We start from the raw sequence: 15,946 nt of genomic DNA, 5'->3' as shown, positions 1-15,946 counted from the left end.
ATTTGGCGCTGAAACATGATCGGGCGCAGCATCGTCGGTATACGGCGCATTTCGAGGATCTTCAGAATTGACCAAACCTATCCTGATTATGGGAGCGACCTCTGGCATTGGGCGCTGCGCACTGGACGAGGCGGTAAGACGCGGTTTGCCCGTGCGCGCCTTTGCCCGAAGCGCTGACAGCCTTGACGCGACCGACCTTGTCGAGCCGTTCAAGGGCGATGCGACATCGGCAGAGGATGTGGCGCGGGCCTTAAGCGGTGCGCAGGCCGTCGTCTATGCGCTGGGGATCACCGAGCGGCTGGCCATGTTGTGGGAAGAAGAGACCCTTTTTTCAGAAACGACACGGGTGTTGCTAGAGGCAATGGCAACGTCGGATGTATCGCGGCTTGTGGTTGTCACTGGATTTGGCACAGGACGCAGCAAGGCGGCGATGAGTTGGGTCGAAAAGACGGGTCATCGCGCCATTCTTGGTAAGCCCTATGCCGACAAAGACCGTCAGGAAGACCTGATCATGGCGTCAGCGGCGGATTGGACAATTGCACGTCCAGTGATTTTGACCAAGGGAGCGCGGACCGAGACATACCGCGTCTTGCGGGACCCCAAGACTTGGCGCAACGGGCTGATTTCCCGGGCCAGCGTGGCGCATTACCTGATCGACGCGGTCGAGCGGGGACTGGACGTCAAAGCGGATGTTGTGCTTACGCGCTAAAATCAGGTTTTGGCGGTGTCGTCCAACAGGAACGACATGGTGTCACGCACCCGGCCCCAAGTAGCTGCATCCGACGCACAGAGTAAGTAGCCTTCGCGCATCTGCGCGCGATATTCTGATCCGTCTAGACAGGCGACGTGGCCACCGGCGCGCTGGACGATCAAGGCCCCTGCAGCATGGTCCCAAGGTGTCAGGTTCGAGCAAAGCACAAAGTCCATATGCCCCAAGGCCACCATACGGAATTCATGCGCGGCGCAGCGCAGCATGTAGAGCCGTTGAAATCGTGTCATGAGACCCAGCAGGTCGGTGCGTTTGTCGTCCGGGACATTGTACACCGAAGCAAAGCCACTAAGCGATTCAACCGGCCCGCCTTTGGACACTGAAACGTTGCGGGCGGGGCGGCGGGGTGCCATCACTTGCGCGGGGCCTGTCTCGTCTGCAATCAGAACTTCGTCTGTGATGGGGTCATAGATCAGGCCAAAGACGGGCACACCAAAGCGCGTCATCGACAGGATCACGCCAAAGGTCGCCAACCCATGCGCAAAGTTCCAAGTGCCGTCAACGGGGTCGATGGTAAAGCCCATTTCCGCATCGGCCAGCGCCGCGACTTTTTCATCAGTCACGCTTTCTTCACCGACCATCAAAGCGTTGGGGAACATCGCAAGCAATCCGCGCACGATCATCTTTTCCGCTTCTTTGTCGGCCGCAGTGACCACATCCATCGGTCCCGATTTCTGGTCGATGTCACTGGTGCCCAGCGTCCGAAAGCGCGGCAGAATTTCGGCCCGCGCGGCGCGGCGCACGAGGTTGATGATCTGCGTGCGCTGGGCCGGGGTCAACGGGGCCGGGATTGTCATGGGAAGGCTATCGGACATCGGGCGACTCGATTTCTTGTGATGGGCTGTCCGGGGCATGCCAAGGGATTGGCCTCAGAGCAAGGTGGTATATTGCCGTTCATTGGGTCTTTCGGCCCAGGTCACGCGGATCATTCCCGCGCCCGAAGCACTTGGGCTGGGCGTGCCGCAAGGGGGCGCCATGCGAAAATCAGGCCGGCGAGCAGTGTTGCCATCACACCGCCCACCACGACGCCAAGGGCGGATGGCCAGACCACGGCAAAGCTGCTGTCCATGATAAAGGTCATTACCGCCCAACTGCCAAGGATACCCGCACCCAAGGCGACCAGACCTGCACCGCCGCCCAAAAGCGCAGAGCGCAGGGCAAAGCTTTGCAGAATACGTGCGCGGCTGGCACCAAGTGTTTTCAACACGGCAGCTTCATAGGTGCGTGCCCCTTCGCCAGCGGCGGCAGCGCCGATGAGCACAAGAAACCCGGTAAGCAGGGTGGCCGCAGCCCCCCAGCGCACGGCGGCGCCAATGCCTTCAAGCAGGAGGCTGACTCGGTCGATAGCATCGCGGACGCTGATTGCTGTGATATTCGGAAAGGCAGAAGCCAACTCGCGCAGGATGCGGGCCTCGTCTTCGGTGGGCGCGTAGACCGTCGAGATAAAGGTATGCGGCGCACCTTGTAGCGCGTTGGGTGTGAGCGTCATCACAAAGCCCATGCCGGCGGTCGAAAAATCCACATCACGGAAGCTGGTGATCGTGGCGCCGATGTCTCGCCCCAGTACGTTAACGGTGAGCGTGTCGCCCAGAGACAAACCCATTTCTTCGGCCTCTTCAATGGCAAAGCTGACCTCAGCGGGGCCGTCATGGTCGGCCTCCCACCATTCTCCTGCGACGACCCGCGTGTTGGCATCAGGCTGAGCTGCATAGGTGATGCCTCTGTCGCCAGTGACCACCCAGTGATCGCCTGCGACTTCGCGGGCCGGTCGACCGTTGATCTGGGTCAGTACGCCGCGCAGCATGGGCGCCGTGTCAATGCGGGCGACTGCAGGGTCTTTCTCGAGCATCTCGGTATATTGCGGCATCTGGTCGGGTTGGATGTCGACAAAGAAGTAGGCGGGCGCAATCTCTGGTAGGTCACGGTCAATGGCGGTGCGCAGGTTGCCATCGATCTGGCCAACTGCCGCCAAAACCGAAAGGCCCAGCCCGAGCGAAAGAACCACAGGAGCTGCCGCATCCCGTGGGCCACCGATCGAGGCCAGTGCCCACCGCCAGACCGGATGACCGCGCGTGGCTTTGGTTGAGCGTTTGGCGATCCAGCGGATGGCGATGGCCGCCAAGACCAGCACGATCAGCGCGCCGATCAGGCCACCCGCGGTCCATAGTGTCAGGAAGGTACTGCCGGAAAAAAGCGAGGCCACACCGACAAGCAGGCCCAACAGGACAAGCGTCGCAATCACATAGCGCCACGCGGGCAGCGCTTTTCCTCCGTCCAAGGCATCTCGAAACAGCATCGCGGGGCGGATGTCTTCAGTCCGTGCGAGCGGCCAGAGGGTGAACACCAAGGCTGTCAGGATGCCATAAAGCGCGGCTTCGATCAGCGGGGCTGGGTGGATGGTGAAGATTGCGGGCACTGGCAATGAAGCACTGATCAGTGGGCCGAACAGGATCGGGACAAGCGCGCCAAGCAAAAGGCCAATGCCGATACCAAGCAGGCTGAGTGCACCGATCTGGAGGAAATACGTCTGGAAGATCGTCGCGCGGGTTGCCCCGAGGGTGCGCAGCGTGGCGATCACGCTGGTCTTGCTGGCGAGATAGGCGCGGACGGCGGCGGACACACCGATGCCTCCTACCGCAAGACCTGAAAGACCCACTAGGATCAGGAATGCGCCCAGCCGTTCGACAAACCGCGCCACGCCCGGTGCACCATTGCGCGCGTCTCGCCAGCGCAGGCCGCTGCTTGGGAACGCAGCCTCGGTTGCAGTTTCCAGCGCGTCGAGATCGCTGTCTGGCGGCAAGAGTAGACGATATTCGGTTTCGTAGAGTGTGCCGGGTTGCAGCAAACCGGCATCGCGTAGCGCGTCTGTCGTAACAAGTGTACGCGGGCCCAATGAGAAGCCGGAGGCAGAGCTGTCTGGTTCGGTGACAAGGATCGCTGAAAGCGTGAAATCTTGGGTGCCAAGCCGAAAGCTGTCGCCGGCCACGAGGCCCAAACGATCTGCTAATAAGGGGGCCATGACTGCACCGGGCTGGGTGCCATCGCCTGCCAACGCCTCTGACAAAGGCATAACCGGATCCAGCACAACCTCGCCCGTAAGCGGGTAAGCATCATCAACGGATTTGACTTGCGTCAGCGCACGTTCTGCTACGCCCTCGGGGTCTTTGACCACCATGGAGCGAAAATCAGTGATTTCGGAAATGCCGGTCGAGATGCTTTCGAGATAGGCGCGTTCTTCTGGTTCGGCGAAGCGGTAGGTGAATTCCACCGATGCATCGCCGCCCAAGAGGATTGACCCTTGTGCTTCAAGTCCCGACTGGATCGCGGAACGGACAGAGCCAACGCCTGCGATCGCGGCCACGCCAAGTGCGAGGCACGCAAGGAAAATACGAAAGCCTTTGAGACCGCCACGAAGTTCCCGGCGGGCGAAGCGGGCAGCCGTGCCTAGCGCCATTATTCTGCAGCCTTCAACTGGTTATCCGAGATGTGCCCATCCGTCAGCCGGATCACCCGGTCGCATTTCGCGGCCAGTTCGCGGCTGTGGGTGACCAGCACCAATGTTGCGCCGTGGCGGTCGCGCAGATCGAACAACAGGTCAATGATCGCCTGACCATTTACACCGTCAAGGTTGCCTGTTGGTTCATCCGCCAGCAGGATTTCCGGACGTGTGACCGAGGCTCGGGCCAGCGCGACGCGCTGCTGTTCGCCGCCTGACATCTGCGCCGGGTAATGATCCGCTCGATGGGCAAGGCCCACTGCTTCAAGCTCTGCTTGGGCGATGTCGTAGGCATCCTTTTCCCCAGCCAGTTCCAGCGGTGTGGCGACGTTTTCCAGCGCCGTCATGGTTGGGATCAGGTGAAACGACTGGAACACGACGCCCATGTGATCGCGCCGAAAGCGCGCCATCTTGTCCTCGTCCATCGCTGTAAGGTCCTGACCGAGTGCAACCACGCTGCCCGAACTGGCATTCTCAAGCCCGCCCATCACCATCAACAACGAAGACTTGCCCGATCCTGACGGTCCGATCAGTCCCAATGTCTCGCCCTTGTGAACAGAAAGGCTGATCCCATGTAGGATCTCGACCATTCCGGCATTGCCCTTGAGGCTGAGCGTGACATCTTTGAGGTCTAGAACTGGCTGGGTCATTGGATACGGAGCTTTATCATGTTTCACTCTTTCACATATGGGGCGTCATGGGTTCTGAGCAAGGTGCGCGTGACAGCTGTGTGCCTGTGCACAGTCACAGCCGCGCAGGCCGAACCGGTCGAAATTCTGGCGTTAGGCGACAGTTTGACAGCGGGCTACGGGTTGATCGACCAAGAAGGCTTTGTGCCAAAGATGCGGGTGTGGCTGAAAGATCAGGGGCTTGATGTGCGTCTGGTCAACGCGGGTGTGTCGGGCGACACGACGGCAGGTGGCCTGTCGCGTGTGGAATGGTCGCTGACCCCAGCAACCGAAGCGCTGATCGTCGCTTTGGGCGGCAATGACCTGTTGCGAGGCCTTGATCCAGCGGTGTCGCGGGCAAACCTCGAAGGTATTCTTAAGGTTGCACAAGACAAAGAACTTGATGTGTTGATCGTCGGGATGGAAGCGCCGGGCAACTATGGGCCAGACTACAAGGCCGAGTTCGATGCGATATATCCCGAATTGGCCAAAGAATACGGCGCATTATACTTTCCGCGTTTCTTTGAGGGGCTCTACAGCGTCGGCAGCACTCCAGCGGAATTGCGGGATGTGATGCAGATGGACGGCATTCACCCGAATGCAAAAGGGGTGGATCTGATTGTTGAGGCGATGGGTCCTGCGGTCGCCGCATTGGTCAAGCGGACATCAGATTAGAACAACGCGCAGCAGACCACCTACGGCGTTCAGAGGGTCGTTTCAAAGTGTTAGGTTTTGCGAACGGGCGACGTGAATGTCGCCCGTTTGCATGTTCATCCCAGAGGCCAGAACCAAATAATGACTGCCGGGATCAAAGAAATGGGCTGACACCAGCCCAGTGCCCGGTCAGGCGAGCGAGATGTTCACTGCCGCTTCGCGACCATCGCGACCTGACTCGAGGTCAAAGGTCACTTTCTGATTGTCAGCGAGACCTGTCAGTCCAGACCGTTCTACGGCCGAGATGTGGACAAATACGTCTTTGCCGCCGTTATCCGGTGCAATAAACCCGTATCCTTTGGTGGTGTTGAACCATTTGACGGTGCCAGTGGCCATCCGTTCTACTCCTGTCTGTCATGTCTTCCGCCGCACAAGACGGTGCGACGGGCGCGGTCAGTCAAATTCGCTTAACTGAGCCGGGTCGGAGCAGTGGTCGAATATGGTAACTTTGCAATGCAAGTTTTCAGGTGATTCCAAATAGGACGCAAGAAAAAAGCCGAGGCTTCTCTTTCCTGTGAAATCAGCTTGCCTTGAGCGCAGCGCGCCCCATCTTTGGTCGGTCTTAGACTTCAGGGAGAGTGAACATGTCAGGCATGGACGTCCGCGTGGCCGCCAAAACGGAACAACAGATGCTGGATAAGCGCTACGCCGAGGCTCGCGCAGATATTGAGCGTAACCGGTTGATCGAAAACGGACAATCGGGCGCTCTCTTGTTTGCGGCCATGGCCTATGGAGATGCGTTGGAAGAGAACACCCTGTTTAAGACAGCGTCGCATGTTGCAAAGCTCTTTTGCATCGCAGCGGCGTTCATCATTCCGAACCTGCTGGTTATTCACGTACTTCTGTAACACCACGCAGATTTAGGCAGTTTTTTGCGCGACCGCTTGGCGTGGTCGCGCATTTTGTTCACGACGGATCAAACTGGTTTTGGCCTGAGGCAAATACACTGAGCGCCAAAACGCTCAAGCTTACGCCAAGGAACAGCAACATCGCAGTGGACAGCATGGCCCCTGTTGCAAGCGCAATACCCGCTACGATCCAGCCAAGACCACTTCCTGCTATAAGCGCAATTGCTGCCATGTCCTGTCCCTTTGCACCTTGATGCGTCTCAAGTCTTAACAAGCCGTGAATGGCTGTCGAAAACGCTCGAATTGTGGCAGCGGCAGGGCAAACTGGAGACGTGTGCAGATGCGCCTCCGGTGTGCTGATTTCTTGGCTTTACAGCACCGTGACGACCGTCCCGATCGGCACCCGTTCATAGAGGTCAGTTACGTGCTCATTCAGCATTCGGATGCAGCCATTTGACACGGATTGCCCGATCGACCGAGGCGCCGTCGTTCCATGGATGCGGAAAAACGTGTCGCGTCCGTTCTGAAAAAGATACAGCGCCCGCGCGCCCAGCGGATTGTCAGCGCCACCAGGCTGAACATAGTCGTTGTCCACGAACTTGGAGTAGGTCTTGGGCTCGCGCTCGATCATCTCCTGGGTCGGACGCCAGGTCGGCCATTCCTTTTTGACCGAAATCTCGGCCGTACCGGTGAATTCAAGACCGGCGCGGCCCACACCAATACCGTATCGGCGGGCGACGCCGGGTTGGGTGACATGATACAGAAAATGCGCGCGTGGAAGGATCAGGATCTGGCCCGGAACCACATCGCTTTTGATCCTGACGTTTTGGGGGCGGTAGATCGGGTCGATTTGGAAAGCTTGCGCAGAGGCGATACTCGGGGCAGCCAGACCAGCAGCGGTGGCGGCGAGGAAGTGACGTCTAGAAATCATGGGCAGCACTGTTCCTTGTTGTTCTGAACTCGTACAATCGAAGTCTGTAAAAGATGTTGCCAAGGCTTTAGGCGAAAACAAGCTTAATTGCACATTTGTCCGTCACGCGTCCAAGGCAGTTGCGACAGAAAGGACACAAGGTCAGGCGGCATGGGATGTGGCGCGCCGGGTCTCGTGCGGTGCCGCCAAAGAAAAACCGCCCGGCGCATGTGGCATCGGGCGGTCCGAGATCGAGAATCGCTGTGGCTTACGCCAGCGCGAGGTTGATCGCGCTTTCGCGGCCGTCACGGCCGTTTTCGATGTCGAAAGTCACTTTTTGATCATCGCGCAGACCGGTGAGGCCCGAACGCTCAACAGCGGAGATGTGGACGAAAACGTCCTTGGAGCCGCCATCGGGTGCGATGAAGCCGTAACCTTTGGTGGTGTTGAACCATTTCACTGTGCCAGTGGCCATGTGAAGTATCCTTTTGTGTTCCGTTGCCCGCTTTATGCGGCAACCCGGCAAAGTCACGTCTGGATCGAAAGCTGCGTGCCGGTGTCGGAAAACAGTAGGTCGAGTAGAAGATCGTTAGCACTTTGCCTATGACAGGTTGCCGCATCTGAGACAAGAGGATTCTCTTTTGATAGCTGGTGCTGGCAAGGACTTGCCCATGGGTCACTTTCTACATATGTCGATTGCCGAATGTCTGGGAGGACGTCCATGTCCGGCAAGAAAATCACCTGTCTTGATTGCGGTCAGGTCAACCGCGTGCCCGAAGACCGGCTTGATGCGGGGCCGAAATGCGGGACCTGCGGCGCGGCGCTCATGCCCGGCAAGGCGGTCGAGGTGGACTGGACTACGCTGCAAAAGGCCGCGCGCAATGATGAGGTGCCATTGGTCGTCGATTTCTGGGCGCCATGGTGTGGTCCATGCAAGATGATGGGGCCTGAGTTTTCCAAAGCGGCGGCGACACTCAAGGGGCGGGCACGTTTGGTGAAACTCAACACCGAGGACTTCCCGCAATCGGGCCAGACCTATGGCATCCGCGGCATCCCAACGATGATCCGCTTTGTCGGCGGCCGCGAAGGCGCGCGGCAGTCGGGCGCCATGCGGGCGGATCAGATTGTCGGATGGGTGGGGTAAGTTCACCTAGCCTTTACCTGATCTGGCCAACCATCGCGCATGTCCATCTACTTGCGCCCCCAGCTGCCCGGTGTTCTTTACAGTCTGCCTCGCCCAGCGGGGCGCACGGTTTTTAGTGGAGGAAATCGATGTTCTCCGCGAAGCGGTTCGTGTAACGCACGCCCGACGCCCTTTTTGTATCGACGCTTGGGTCGTGCTTCCTGATCACATGCATGCCATTTGGACATTGCCATTGGACGACACGGACTATTCCGAACAATGGGGCACAAAAAAAGCGCGATTTTCCAAGTTTGTGCGACTCAAGTATGTTGGTGATGCTCTGTGTAGGCCGGGCTTCTGCCCGGCTTAAAGCAACGGTATGGTGCCGGGCTGAAGCCCGGCCTACGCTGCTCTGAGGCTTACCGCACAAACTTCTTGAACTTCACCCGCTTCGGCTCAAGCGCGTCCGCGCCCAAACGCCGCTTCTTGTCTTCCTCATAGTCTTCGAAGTTGCCCTCGAACCATTCGACATGGGCATCACCTTCGAAAGCCAAAATATGGGTACACAGACGGTCAAGGAAGAAACGATCGTGGCTGATGACCACGGCGCAGCCTGCGAAATCCTCAATGGCGTCTTCCAGCGCACGGAGCGTTTCGACGTCGAGATCGTTGGTCGGTTCGTCGAGCAGGAGGACGTTGCCGCCTTCCTTGAGCAGACGCGCCATGTGCACGCGGTTGCGTTCACCACCCGACAGCAGGCCGACCTTCTTCTGCTGGTCGCCCCCTTTGAAGTTGAACGACCCGCAATAGGCGCGGGAATTGACTTCGGCATCGCCCAGTTTGATGATTTCAGCCCCGCCCGAGATGGCCTCCCAAACGGTGTCGCCCGCATTCAGGTCATCGCGCGACTGGTCGACATAGGCCAACTGCACGGTGTCGCCGTACGAAACCTCTCCTTCATCGGGTTGTTCATGCCCGGTAAGCATCTTGAACAGCGTCGATTTACCGGCGCCGTTAGGACCAATGACACCGACGATGCCGCCGGGCGGAAGGCTGAAGGACAGGTTCTCGATCAAAAGCTTGTCGCCCATCGCCTTTTTCAAGCCGTTGACTTCAATGACTTTTGACCCCAGCCGTGGACCATTGGGAATAATGATCTGCGCCCGCCCGACGCGTTCACGTTCGGACTGGCCCGCCATCTCTTCATAGGCCTGAATACGCGCCTTGGACTTGGCCTGCCGCGCCTTCTGGCCCTGCCGCATCCATTCCAGTTCGCGCTCCAGCGTCTTTTGCTTGGCTTTGTCCTCGCGCGCTTCCTGTTGAAGACGCTTGGCTTTCTGATCCAGCCAGCTGGAATAATTGCCCTCGTAAGGGATGCCGCGACCCCGGTCGAGTTCGAGAATCCATCCGGTGATGCTGTCGAGGAAGTAGCGGTCGTGGGTGACGATCAGGATCGTGCCCTTGTATTCGATCAGGTGGTTCTGCAGCCAGGCGATGGTTTCGGCATCGAGGTGGTTGGTCGGTTCGTCCAGCAGCAGCATGTCCGGCGCTTCGAGCAGCAGCTTGCAGAGTGCGACACGGCGCTTTTCGCCGCCCGACAGAGTCGTGACATCGGCGTCGTCCGCAGGGCAGCGCAGAGCTTCCATTGCGACGTCGATCTGGCTGTCCAGATCCCACAGGTTGTTGGCGTCGATCTCATCTTGCAATGTCGCCATTTCATCAGCGGTTTCATCGCTGTAGTTCATCGCAAGCTCGTTGAAACGGTCCAGCTTGCCCTTCTTTTCCGCCACACCCAGCATCACGTTTTCACGCACGGTCAGGGCCGGATCTAGATGCGGCTCCTGTGGCAGATAGCCGACTTTTGCACCTTCAGCAGACCACGCCTCGCCCGAGAAATCTTTGTCGAGCCCGGCCATGATCTTGAGCAGGGTCGATTTACCTGCACCGTTGACGCCGACAACCCCGATCTTGACCCCCGGAAGAAAGTTCAGGTGGATGTTTTCGAACGTCTTCTTGCCGCCGGGATACGTCTTTGAGACCCCGCTCATGTGATAGACATACTGATAGGCTGCCATGATCGCGTTCCTTTGAATTTCGGTTTTGCCGAGGGATACACGCGCAGGCGGACCCGTGCAATCACGCGTGTTCAGGCTTTGTTTGGAATTGGCGGCTAGGCTCTATGGATTATTGATCTGAAGGGTGATTCACACCGTCATGCCAACCGATTGGTTCGAAGTCCTTGGGATTCACGCCCTCTATGCATCCCATGTTCACGCCGTATTCCTCTGAATCGGATCGGCGTTGATGATGCGTGTAAATCCCGCATATCTTGCAGAAATAGTGTTTCGCTGTGTGTGCCAAACGTGTAGAGTGTCAGGCTATCTGCGCCTTTGACGACATCCAGATCATCCCTGTGGACGCTGGCGGTCGGGGTCCCCCGGCGGCGGCAATAGGAACAATCACAGCGCCGCGCGGATTCGAGGCTGTCTTTTAGGCGAACAGACAGTTCGACAGTACCGCAATGGCAGCTGACCTTGAGCTGAGCGGTCATTTCCGACGTACCGACGGAACGCGTGATCGGGAAAGCTGGTACTTGGCTTCGGGGTGTGGCGGATGGCCTTCGGTGCGTGTCCAGTATTGCGGCCCACCCAGACGCAGCCAAAGCGGGATGGTCAGTGCCAGCCCAATGACAAAGCCGCCAACATGCGCCCAATAGGCCACGCCACCTTCATCCGCTGCGGTGCCGAACCCGCCAAAGACTTGGAAGGCGAACCAGAGGCCCAACATGATCCAGGCGGGGATCGGGAAAATGCGGAAGATGATCACGATGATGATCAGAATATCGACCTTGGCCTTGGGGAACAGCAAAAGGTAGCCGCCCATCACGCCGGCAATCGCACCGGATGCCCCGACAGTGGGCACAGGCGATCCCGGCGCGCTGATGTAGTGAATGAAACCGGCACCCAGGCCTGCGGCGAGATAGAACAGGGTAAAGCCGACATGCCCCATCTCGTCTTCCATGTTGTCACCGAAGATGAACAGAAACAGCATGTTGCCGATCAGATGCATCCAGCCGCCATGCAGGAACATGGACGTTAGAAACCCACTGAACCCCTGACCTTCGCTGACCAACGCCGGGATCAGCGCATAGTCAAAGTAAAAGCGCATGATCTCTTGGTCGCTTTGCATCAGCGGCCAATAGCTCAGGAAGATGCCGACATTCGCGACAATCAGCGCGTATGTGACAAAGGGCGTGCGGCCCGACGGGTTATGATCGCGGATTGGAAACATGCCGCGACAGTTGGCGCAAAGCGGCGGCGCGTCAAGCCGCGCCGCTTAGAAGCTGTGCGTTTCCGCCCGAGGCCGTGGTGTCGACGCAGACATGACGTTCGTGACAGGCATGACCGGTGTCCGGCATCCCCGTGATCAGCGGCAGGATCGGCCCAGAGCGGTGTGCCAAAGCAGCACGCAGTGTGCGAGCGGTCTCGGCGTCGCCCCACCAGAGTAAACCGTCTGCAGGAAGATCGGACACCCATGCGGCGTCAATACTGCCCTCAGCAATGATGGCTCTCCCACCCAAAGCTTCGACCGCCTTTGCCTGCGCTGTCGCGGTCGTAGAACCCGGCCCAAGGCAAAGGATCGGCCCACGCGCCATCGCAGTCAGCACGTTGGATTCCCCAGTCGGCCCGGGCAAGGTTGTCTTTTTTGCCGTGTGTTTCGCTGACTTGGCTGCCAATTCTTTGGCCAAGCGATCCTTGCTGTCCTGCCCATCCCAGCTTTCAGCCCCGCTAGGTGCGGGATGCTTGCGGAAGCGTGCCAGATAATTCGGTCCGCCCGCCTTGGGTCCGGTGCCTGACAAGCCTTCACCACCAAACGGCTGGCTTCCCACGATCGCGCCGATCTGGTTGCGGTTCACGTAGATATTGCCTGCCTCGATCCGTTCCGAAACATGCTGCACACGGTCGTCGATACGCGTTTGCAGACCAAAGGTCAGCCCATACCCAGTCGCGTTGATCGCGTCGATCACCTTGTCGATGTCCTTGGATTTGAACGTCGCGATATGGAGGACGGGGCCGAAAATCTCGCGCTCCATGTCTTTGATGCCGGAGACCTGGATCAGGGTGGGGGGCACAAACGTGCCACCGCCGGGCAGCGGCAAACGGTGCAGCACATGGCCTTCGGCCTCGGCTGCATCGACATAAGAGATGATGCCATCACGCGCCTCGGCGTCGATGGCAGGGCCAACATCGGTGCCATAGGTCCAAGGATCGCCGATCACCAGCGCGTCCATGGCACCCGTCAGCATCTCGGTAAATGCCTTGGCAATATCTTCCTGTACGTAGAGGCAGCGTAGCGCAGAACAGCGCTGACCGGCGGACTGGAACGCGGATTCGACAATCGCCTGAACCGCCTGTTCGGGCAGCGCCGTGCTGTCGACGATCATTGCATTCAGACCGCCGGTTTCAGCGATGAACGGCGTGCCGGGGTCAAGATGTTTGGCAATGCTGCGATGGATGATCTGCGCAGTTTCGGTCGAGCCGGTGAAGGCAACGCCCTTGACCGCCGGGTTCGATGTCAAGGCCGCGCCGACTTCGCCGGCACCGGGCAGCAGTTGCAGCGCTGTCTTCGGCACCCCTGCCTCGTGCAACAATTGCGCGGCGCGATGCGCAATCAGCGGCGTCTGTTCGGCAGGTTTCGCCAACACAGCATTGCCAGTGGCAAGGGCTGCCGCGATTTGCCCGGTGAAGATCGCCAGCGGAAAATTCCATGGACTTATACAGGCAAAGACCCCTTGCGCGTCTGGGCCTTCGCTGCGGGCAGCGTAATAGCGCAGGAAATCCACCGCCTCGCGCAATTCTGCCACTGCGTCCGGTAGCGATTTGCCTGCCTCGCGGGCCAAGAGTGCGAACACTTCGCCGTAATGCGCCTCGTAAAGGTCGGCCGCTTTGTTCAGAACCGCAGCACGGTCTGCTGCGGTTGCGTCCCACGGCTTGGCTGCGGTGCAAGCTGCGGCGACCGTGTCGGTCGTGGCCCAAGTCACCGATCCCACTGTGTCGCCGGGGCGCGCGGGGTTGATTACGGGGTCTGTTGCGCCGGTGTTAGCATTGCCAGCAACCAGCGGAGCCGCAGACCATTGCACGCTGGCAAACGGCTTACGGGCTGCTTCGATCGCAGCACGGGTTGGCCGATGGGTAAGGTCCCAACCCAAGGAGTTCGGACGCTCCGGTGCAAACAATTCGGGTCCGGTTGCCAGCTTTGGCACGGCATGAGCGTCGAACGGATCAGAGGCCACTTCGGAAGCCGGCACATCCGTGTCGACGATCTGGTTCACGAAAGAACTGTTCGCGCCGTTCTCCAGCAGACGCCGCACAAGGTAGGCCAACAGATCGCGATGCGCCCCGACCGGCGCATAGATGCGGCAGCGGGTGCCCTCGGCGTCCTTGACGATGTCGTGCAGCGCTTCGCCCATTCCGTGCAGGCGCTGGAATTCGAACGACGTCCGGTCCTGCGCCATATGCAGGATCGCGGCCACAGTATGTGCGTTGTGCGTCGCGAATTGCGGGTAGATCCGGTCGGTCATGGCCAGTAGCTTGCGCGCATTGGCGATGTAGCTGATGTCGGTATGATGTTTCGCTGTGAATACCGGAAACTCCGGTAAGCCCGCCACCTGTGCGCGTTTGATCTCGGTGTCCCAATAAGCACCCTTGACCAGACGGACCATGATCTTGCGGTCCAGCCGTTCCGCCAGATTGTAGAGCCAGTCAATGACATGCCCCGCACGCGGCCCGTAGGCCTGCACAACCACGCCGAACCCGTCCCATCCCTTGAGTGACGGTTCAGACAGCACGGTTTCGATCACGTCGAGAGAGACTGACAGGCGGTCTGCCTCCTCTGCATCGATGTTGAGCCCGATTCCAGCAGACCGCGCCAATTGCGCCAGCGTGCGCAGACGCGGCACGACCTCGTTCATCACGGTGTCCTGTTGCGCCTCTTCATAGCGCGGATGAAGCGCCGACAGTTTGACTGAAATACCCGGATTCTCGCGGATGTCCTTGGACTTCGCGGCTTCGGCAATGGCGCTGATGGCGCGGGAATAGGACAAGTGATAGCGGCGCGCGTCGGTTTCCGTGCGCGCGGCCTCGCCCAGCATGTCGTAGGAATAGGTGTAGCCTTTTGCTTCCATCTTGGCGGCACGGGTCATCGCGGATTGGATGGTTTCGCCCAGAACGAACTGCGCCCCCATTTCCTTCATCGCGCGGCCCACGGCGGTGCGGATCACCGGCTCACCCAGTCGTTTGATCGCGCCGCGCAAATGGCCAACGGGACCAGGCTGTTCGTCCTTGAGCACCTTGCCCGTCAGCATCAGCGCCCATGTGGAGGCGTTGACCAACGGCGACGTGCTTTCGCCCAAATGGCTGGCCCAGTTCGATGGCGCGATCTTGTCTTCGATCAGCGCGTCGATTGTCGCGGCATCGGGCACCCGCAACAACGCTTCGGCCAGACACATCAGCGCGATGCCTTCTTCGGTCGACAGGCCGTACTCGCTCAGGAATACTTCCATCAGACCGGGGCGCGAATCTTCGCGGATCGCCGTGACCAGCTTGGTTGCGCGGGCCTTGATCGCGTCGCGGTCCGTTTGGGTCAGTTGCGCGGCGGTGCGCAGGCTGTCCACCTTTTGCGTTTCATCGGCATAGGTGTTGTCGTCTATCAGGGGGCGTAGGTTGGGCAGTTCATCACGGGGCATGGCGATCTCCAGTCATATGCCCTACAATACTGCTGAAGATGCAGGGTAAGTGCCGGATTATCGAAATTCGGCACGTCGAATGAACTGATTTTGGCGGGAAAGGCAGGCGAATTGATTATCTCAGATCTGGACAGATTCGACCAAGCGATTTTGCAGGAGATGGCACGCGATGGACGTGTGTCGATCACCGAACTGTCGCGGCGGATTGGCTTGTCGAAATCTCCCACGCAGGCGCGTTTGCGGCGGCTCGAGGAAGTGGGTGCAATCCAAGGCTACCGCGCCTTGCTTGACCCGATAAGACTGGGACTCGATCACATCGCTTTTGTCGAGGTCAAGATGACCCAGACCCGCGAGGCCGCCTTGGCTGCGTTCAACGAAGCAGTGGCCAAGATCCCCGAGATTGAGCAGGCGCATTTGATCGCCGGAAACTTCGACTATTTGCTCAAGGTGCGCACCGCGAATATGCGCAGCTATCGCAAAGTGCTGGCCGAAAAGATCTCGACCCTGCCGCATGTCGCGGCCACGTCGACCTATGTTGCGATGCAGGCGGTAAAGGAAGACACTTTCGGGAACGTGACTTGACCGATCCGCTCGGGCGCGGCCAAATGCACTTATGCGAAGTTTGATTTCAGTCCTTGCCGTTGTTGCGGCGCAGAGTGCGGTCGCTGATGGA

At 59.1% G+C, this 15,946-nt stretch carries 15 protein-coding genes and 1 pseudogene; 5 read left to right on the top strand and 11 right to left on the bottom strand.

Annotated elements, in window-relative coordinates:
- The first annotated feature begins 67 nt into the window (after window positions 1-67).
- Window positions 68-709, top strand: coding sequence for an NAD(P)-dependent oxidoreductase (locus ACK3EW_RS15335; RefSeq protein WP_493806866.1), 642 nt, complete (start codon window positions 68-70; stop codon window positions 707-709).
- Window positions 710-711: 2 nt separating this feature from the next.
- On the opposite strand, the gene ACK3EW_RS15330 is transcribed toward ACK3EW_RS15335, so the two are convergent.
- From ACK3EW_RS15330 to ACK3EW_RS15320, 3 genes are all read right to left on the bottom strand, one after another.
- Complete coding sequence (locus tag ACK3EW_RS15330) at window positions 712-1,584, bottom strand: inositol monophosphatase family protein (protein WP_493806865.1); 873 nt, start codon at window positions 1,582-1,584, stop codon at window positions 712-714.
- Window positions 1,585-1,694: 110 nt separating this feature from the next.
- Window positions 1,695-4,223, bottom strand: coding sequence for an ABC transporter permease (locus ACK3EW_RS15325; protein ID WP_493806864.1), 2,529 nt, complete (start codon window positions 4,221-4,223; stop codon window positions 1,695-1,697).
- Window positions 4,223-4,915, bottom strand: coding sequence for an ABC transporter ATP-binding protein (locus ACK3EW_RS15320; protein WP_493806863.1), 693 nt, complete (start codon window positions 4,913-4,915; stop codon window positions 4,223-4,225). The genes ACK3EW_RS15325 and ACK3EW_RS15320 overlap by 1 nt, the downstream gene beginning before the upstream one ends.
- Window positions 4,916-4,933: 18 nt before the next feature.
- Here ACK3EW_RS15320 and ACK3EW_RS15315 point away from each other — a divergent pair, with 18 nt between their 5' ends.
- Entirely contained in the window at window positions 4,934-5,608 is a 675-nt protein-coding gene (locus ACK3EW_RS15315) for an arylesterase (RefSeq protein ID WP_493806862.1), read from the top strand.
- Between the two features lie 168 nt (window positions 5,609-5,776).
- Here the strand turns inward: ACK3EW_RS15315 and ACK3EW_RS15310 are convergent, their stop codons facing one another.
- A complete protein-coding gene (locus ACK3EW_RS15310) occupies window positions 5,777-5,983 on the bottom strand; it encodes a cold-shock protein (protein WP_085628237.1) in 207 nt (68 codons plus the stop codon).
- Between the two features lie 248 nt (window positions 5,984-6,231).
- Here ACK3EW_RS15310 and ACK3EW_RS15305 point away from each other — a divergent pair, with 248 nt between their 5' ends.
- Window positions 6,232-6,495: a hypothetical protein gene (locus ACK3EW_RS15305; RefSeq protein WP_493806861.1), complete on the top strand. Its 264-nt coding sequence runs from the start codon at window positions 6,232-6,234 to the stop codon at window positions 6,493-6,495.
- A gap of 58 nt (window positions 6,496-6,553) precedes the next feature.
- Here ACK3EW_RS15305 and ACK3EW_RS15300 read toward each other — a convergent pair whose 3' ends face one another.
- The 3 genes from ACK3EW_RS15300 to ACK3EW_RS15290 form a co-directional block, all read right to left on the bottom strand.
- Window positions 6,554-6,727, bottom strand: a complete 174-nt coding sequence (locus ACK3EW_RS15300) for a hypothetical protein (protein WP_493806860.1) — start codon at window positions 6,725-6,727, stop codon at window positions 6,554-6,556.
- A gap of 138 nt (window positions 6,728-6,865) precedes the next feature.
- Window positions 6,866-7,426, bottom strand: coding sequence for a L,D-transpeptidase (locus ACK3EW_RS15295; RefSeq protein ID WP_493806859.1), 561 nt, complete (start codon window positions 7,424-7,426; stop codon window positions 6,866-6,868).
- 247 nt (window positions 7,427-7,673) lie between these two features.
- Window positions 7,674-7,880, bottom strand: a complete 207-nt coding sequence (locus ACK3EW_RS15290; protein WP_085628234.1) for a cold-shock protein — start codon at window positions 7,878-7,880, stop codon at window positions 7,674-7,676.
- Window positions 7,881-8,126: 246 nt separating this feature from the next.
- On the opposite strand from ACK3EW_RS15290, the gene ACK3EW_RS15285 reads away from it, so the two are divergent.
- Entirely contained in the window at window positions 8,127-8,549 is a 423-nt protein-coding gene (locus tag ACK3EW_RS15285; RefSeq protein WP_439119071.1) for a thioredoxin family protein, read from the top strand.
- A gap of 398 nt (window positions 8,550-8,947) precedes the next feature.
- Here the strand turns inward: ACK3EW_RS15285 and ettA are convergent, their stop codons facing one another.
- From ettA to putA, 4 genes and pseudogenes are all read right to left on the bottom strand, one after another.
- Entirely contained in the window at window positions 8,948-10,603 is a 1,656-nt protein-coding gene (gene ettA / locus ACK3EW_RS15280) for an energy-dependent translational throttle protein EttA (RefSeq protein WP_085628232.1), read from the bottom strand.
- 109 nt (window positions 10,604-10,712) lie between these two features.
- Window positions 10,713-11,079 (bottom strand): annotated as a pseudogene (locus tag ACK3EW_RS15275) (GFA family protein).
- A complete protein-coding gene (locus tag ACK3EW_RS15270) occupies window positions 11,076-11,819 on the bottom strand; it encodes a rhomboid family intramembrane serine protease (RefSeq protein ID WP_439119074.1) in 744 nt (247 codons plus the stop codon). Before ACK3EW_RS15270 ends, ACK3EW_RS15275 begins: the two are co-directional and overlap by 4 nt.
- Window positions 11,820-11,850: 31 nt before the next feature.
- On the bottom strand, window positions 11,851-15,273 hold the full coding sequence (gene putA, locus ACK3EW_RS15265) for a bifunctional proline dehydrogenase/L-glutamate gamma-semialdehyde dehydrogenase PutA (protein ID WP_493806858.1): 3,423 nt from the start codon (window positions 15,271-15,273) through the stop codon (window positions 11,851-11,853).
- A gap of 111 nt (window positions 15,274-15,384) precedes the next feature.
- Here putA and ACK3EW_RS15260 point away from each other — a divergent pair, with 111 nt between their 5' ends.
- Window positions 15,385-15,855 carry an Lrp/AsnC family transcriptional regulator gene (locus ACK3EW_RS15260; RefSeq protein WP_493809743.1) on the top strand — a complete coding sequence of 157 codons (471 nt, stop codon included), beginning with the start codon at window positions 15,385-15,387 and terminating at the stop codon, window positions 15,853-15,855.
- Window positions 15,856-15,946 lie beyond the last annotated feature (91 nt).

Source organism: Marivita sp. NO-S04 (genome assembly GCF_059070475.1).
Note: the sequence above shows the minus strand (reverse complement) of the source record. Positions and strands in the feature narration are given on the sequence as shown.

What these genes read in the sequence shown, in the direction of transcription:
- ACK3EW_RS15330 (WP_493806865.1), bottom strand. Translation starts at nt 1,584, where the DNA reads ATGTCCGATAGCCTTCCCATGACAATCCCGGCCCCGTTGACCCCGGCC.
- ACK3EW_RS15325 (WP_493806864.1), bottom strand. Translation starts at nt 4,223, where the DNA reads ATGGCGCTAGGCACGGCTGCCCGCTTCGCCCGCCGGGAACTTCGTGGC.
- ACK3EW_RS15320 (WP_493806863.1), bottom strand. Translation starts at nt 4,915, where the DNA reads ATGACCCAGCCAGTTCTAGACCTCAAAGATGTCACGCTCAGCCTCAAG.
- ACK3EW_RS15315 (WP_493806862.1), top strand. Translation starts at nt 4,934, where the DNA reads ATGTTTCACTCTTTCACATATGGGGCGTCATGGGTTCTGAGCAAGGTG.
- ACK3EW_RS15310 (WP_085628237.1), bottom strand. Translation starts at nt 5,983, where the DNA reads ATGGCCACTGGCACCGTCAAATGGTTCAACACCACCAAAGGATACGGG.
- ACK3EW_RS15305 (WP_493806861.1), top strand. Translation starts at nt 6,232, where the DNA reads ATGTCAGGCATGGACGTCCGCGTGGCCGCCAAAACGGAACAACAGATG.
- ACK3EW_RS15300 (WP_493806860.1), bottom strand. Translation starts at nt 6,727, where the DNA reads ATGGCAGCAATTGCGCTTATAGCAGGAAGTGGTCTTGGCTGGATCGTA.
- ACK3EW_RS15295 (WP_493806859.1), bottom strand. Translation starts at nt 7,426, where the DNA reads ATGATTTCTAGACGTCACTTCCTCGCCGCCACCGCTGCTGGTCTGGCT.
- ACK3EW_RS15290 (WP_085628234.1), bottom strand. Translation starts at nt 7,880, where the DNA reads ATGGCCACTGGCACAGTGAAATGGTTCAACACCACCAAAGGTTACGGC.
- ACK3EW_RS15285 (WP_439119071.1), top strand. Translation starts at nt 8,127, where the DNA reads ATGTCCGGCAAGAAAATCACCTGTCTTGATTGCGGTCAGGTCAACCGC.
- ettA (WP_085628232.1), bottom strand. Translation starts at nt 10,603, where the DNA reads ATGGCAGCCTATCAGTATGTCTATCACATGAGCGGGGTCTCAAAGACG.
- ACK3EW_RS15270 (WP_439119074.1), bottom strand. Translation starts at nt 11,819, where the DNA reads ATGTTTCCAATCCGCGATCATAACCCGTCGGGCCGCACGCCCTTTGTC.
- putA (WP_493806858.1), bottom strand. Translation starts at nt 15,273, where the DNA reads ATGCCCCGTGATGAACTGCCCAACCTACGCCCCCTGATAGACGACAAC.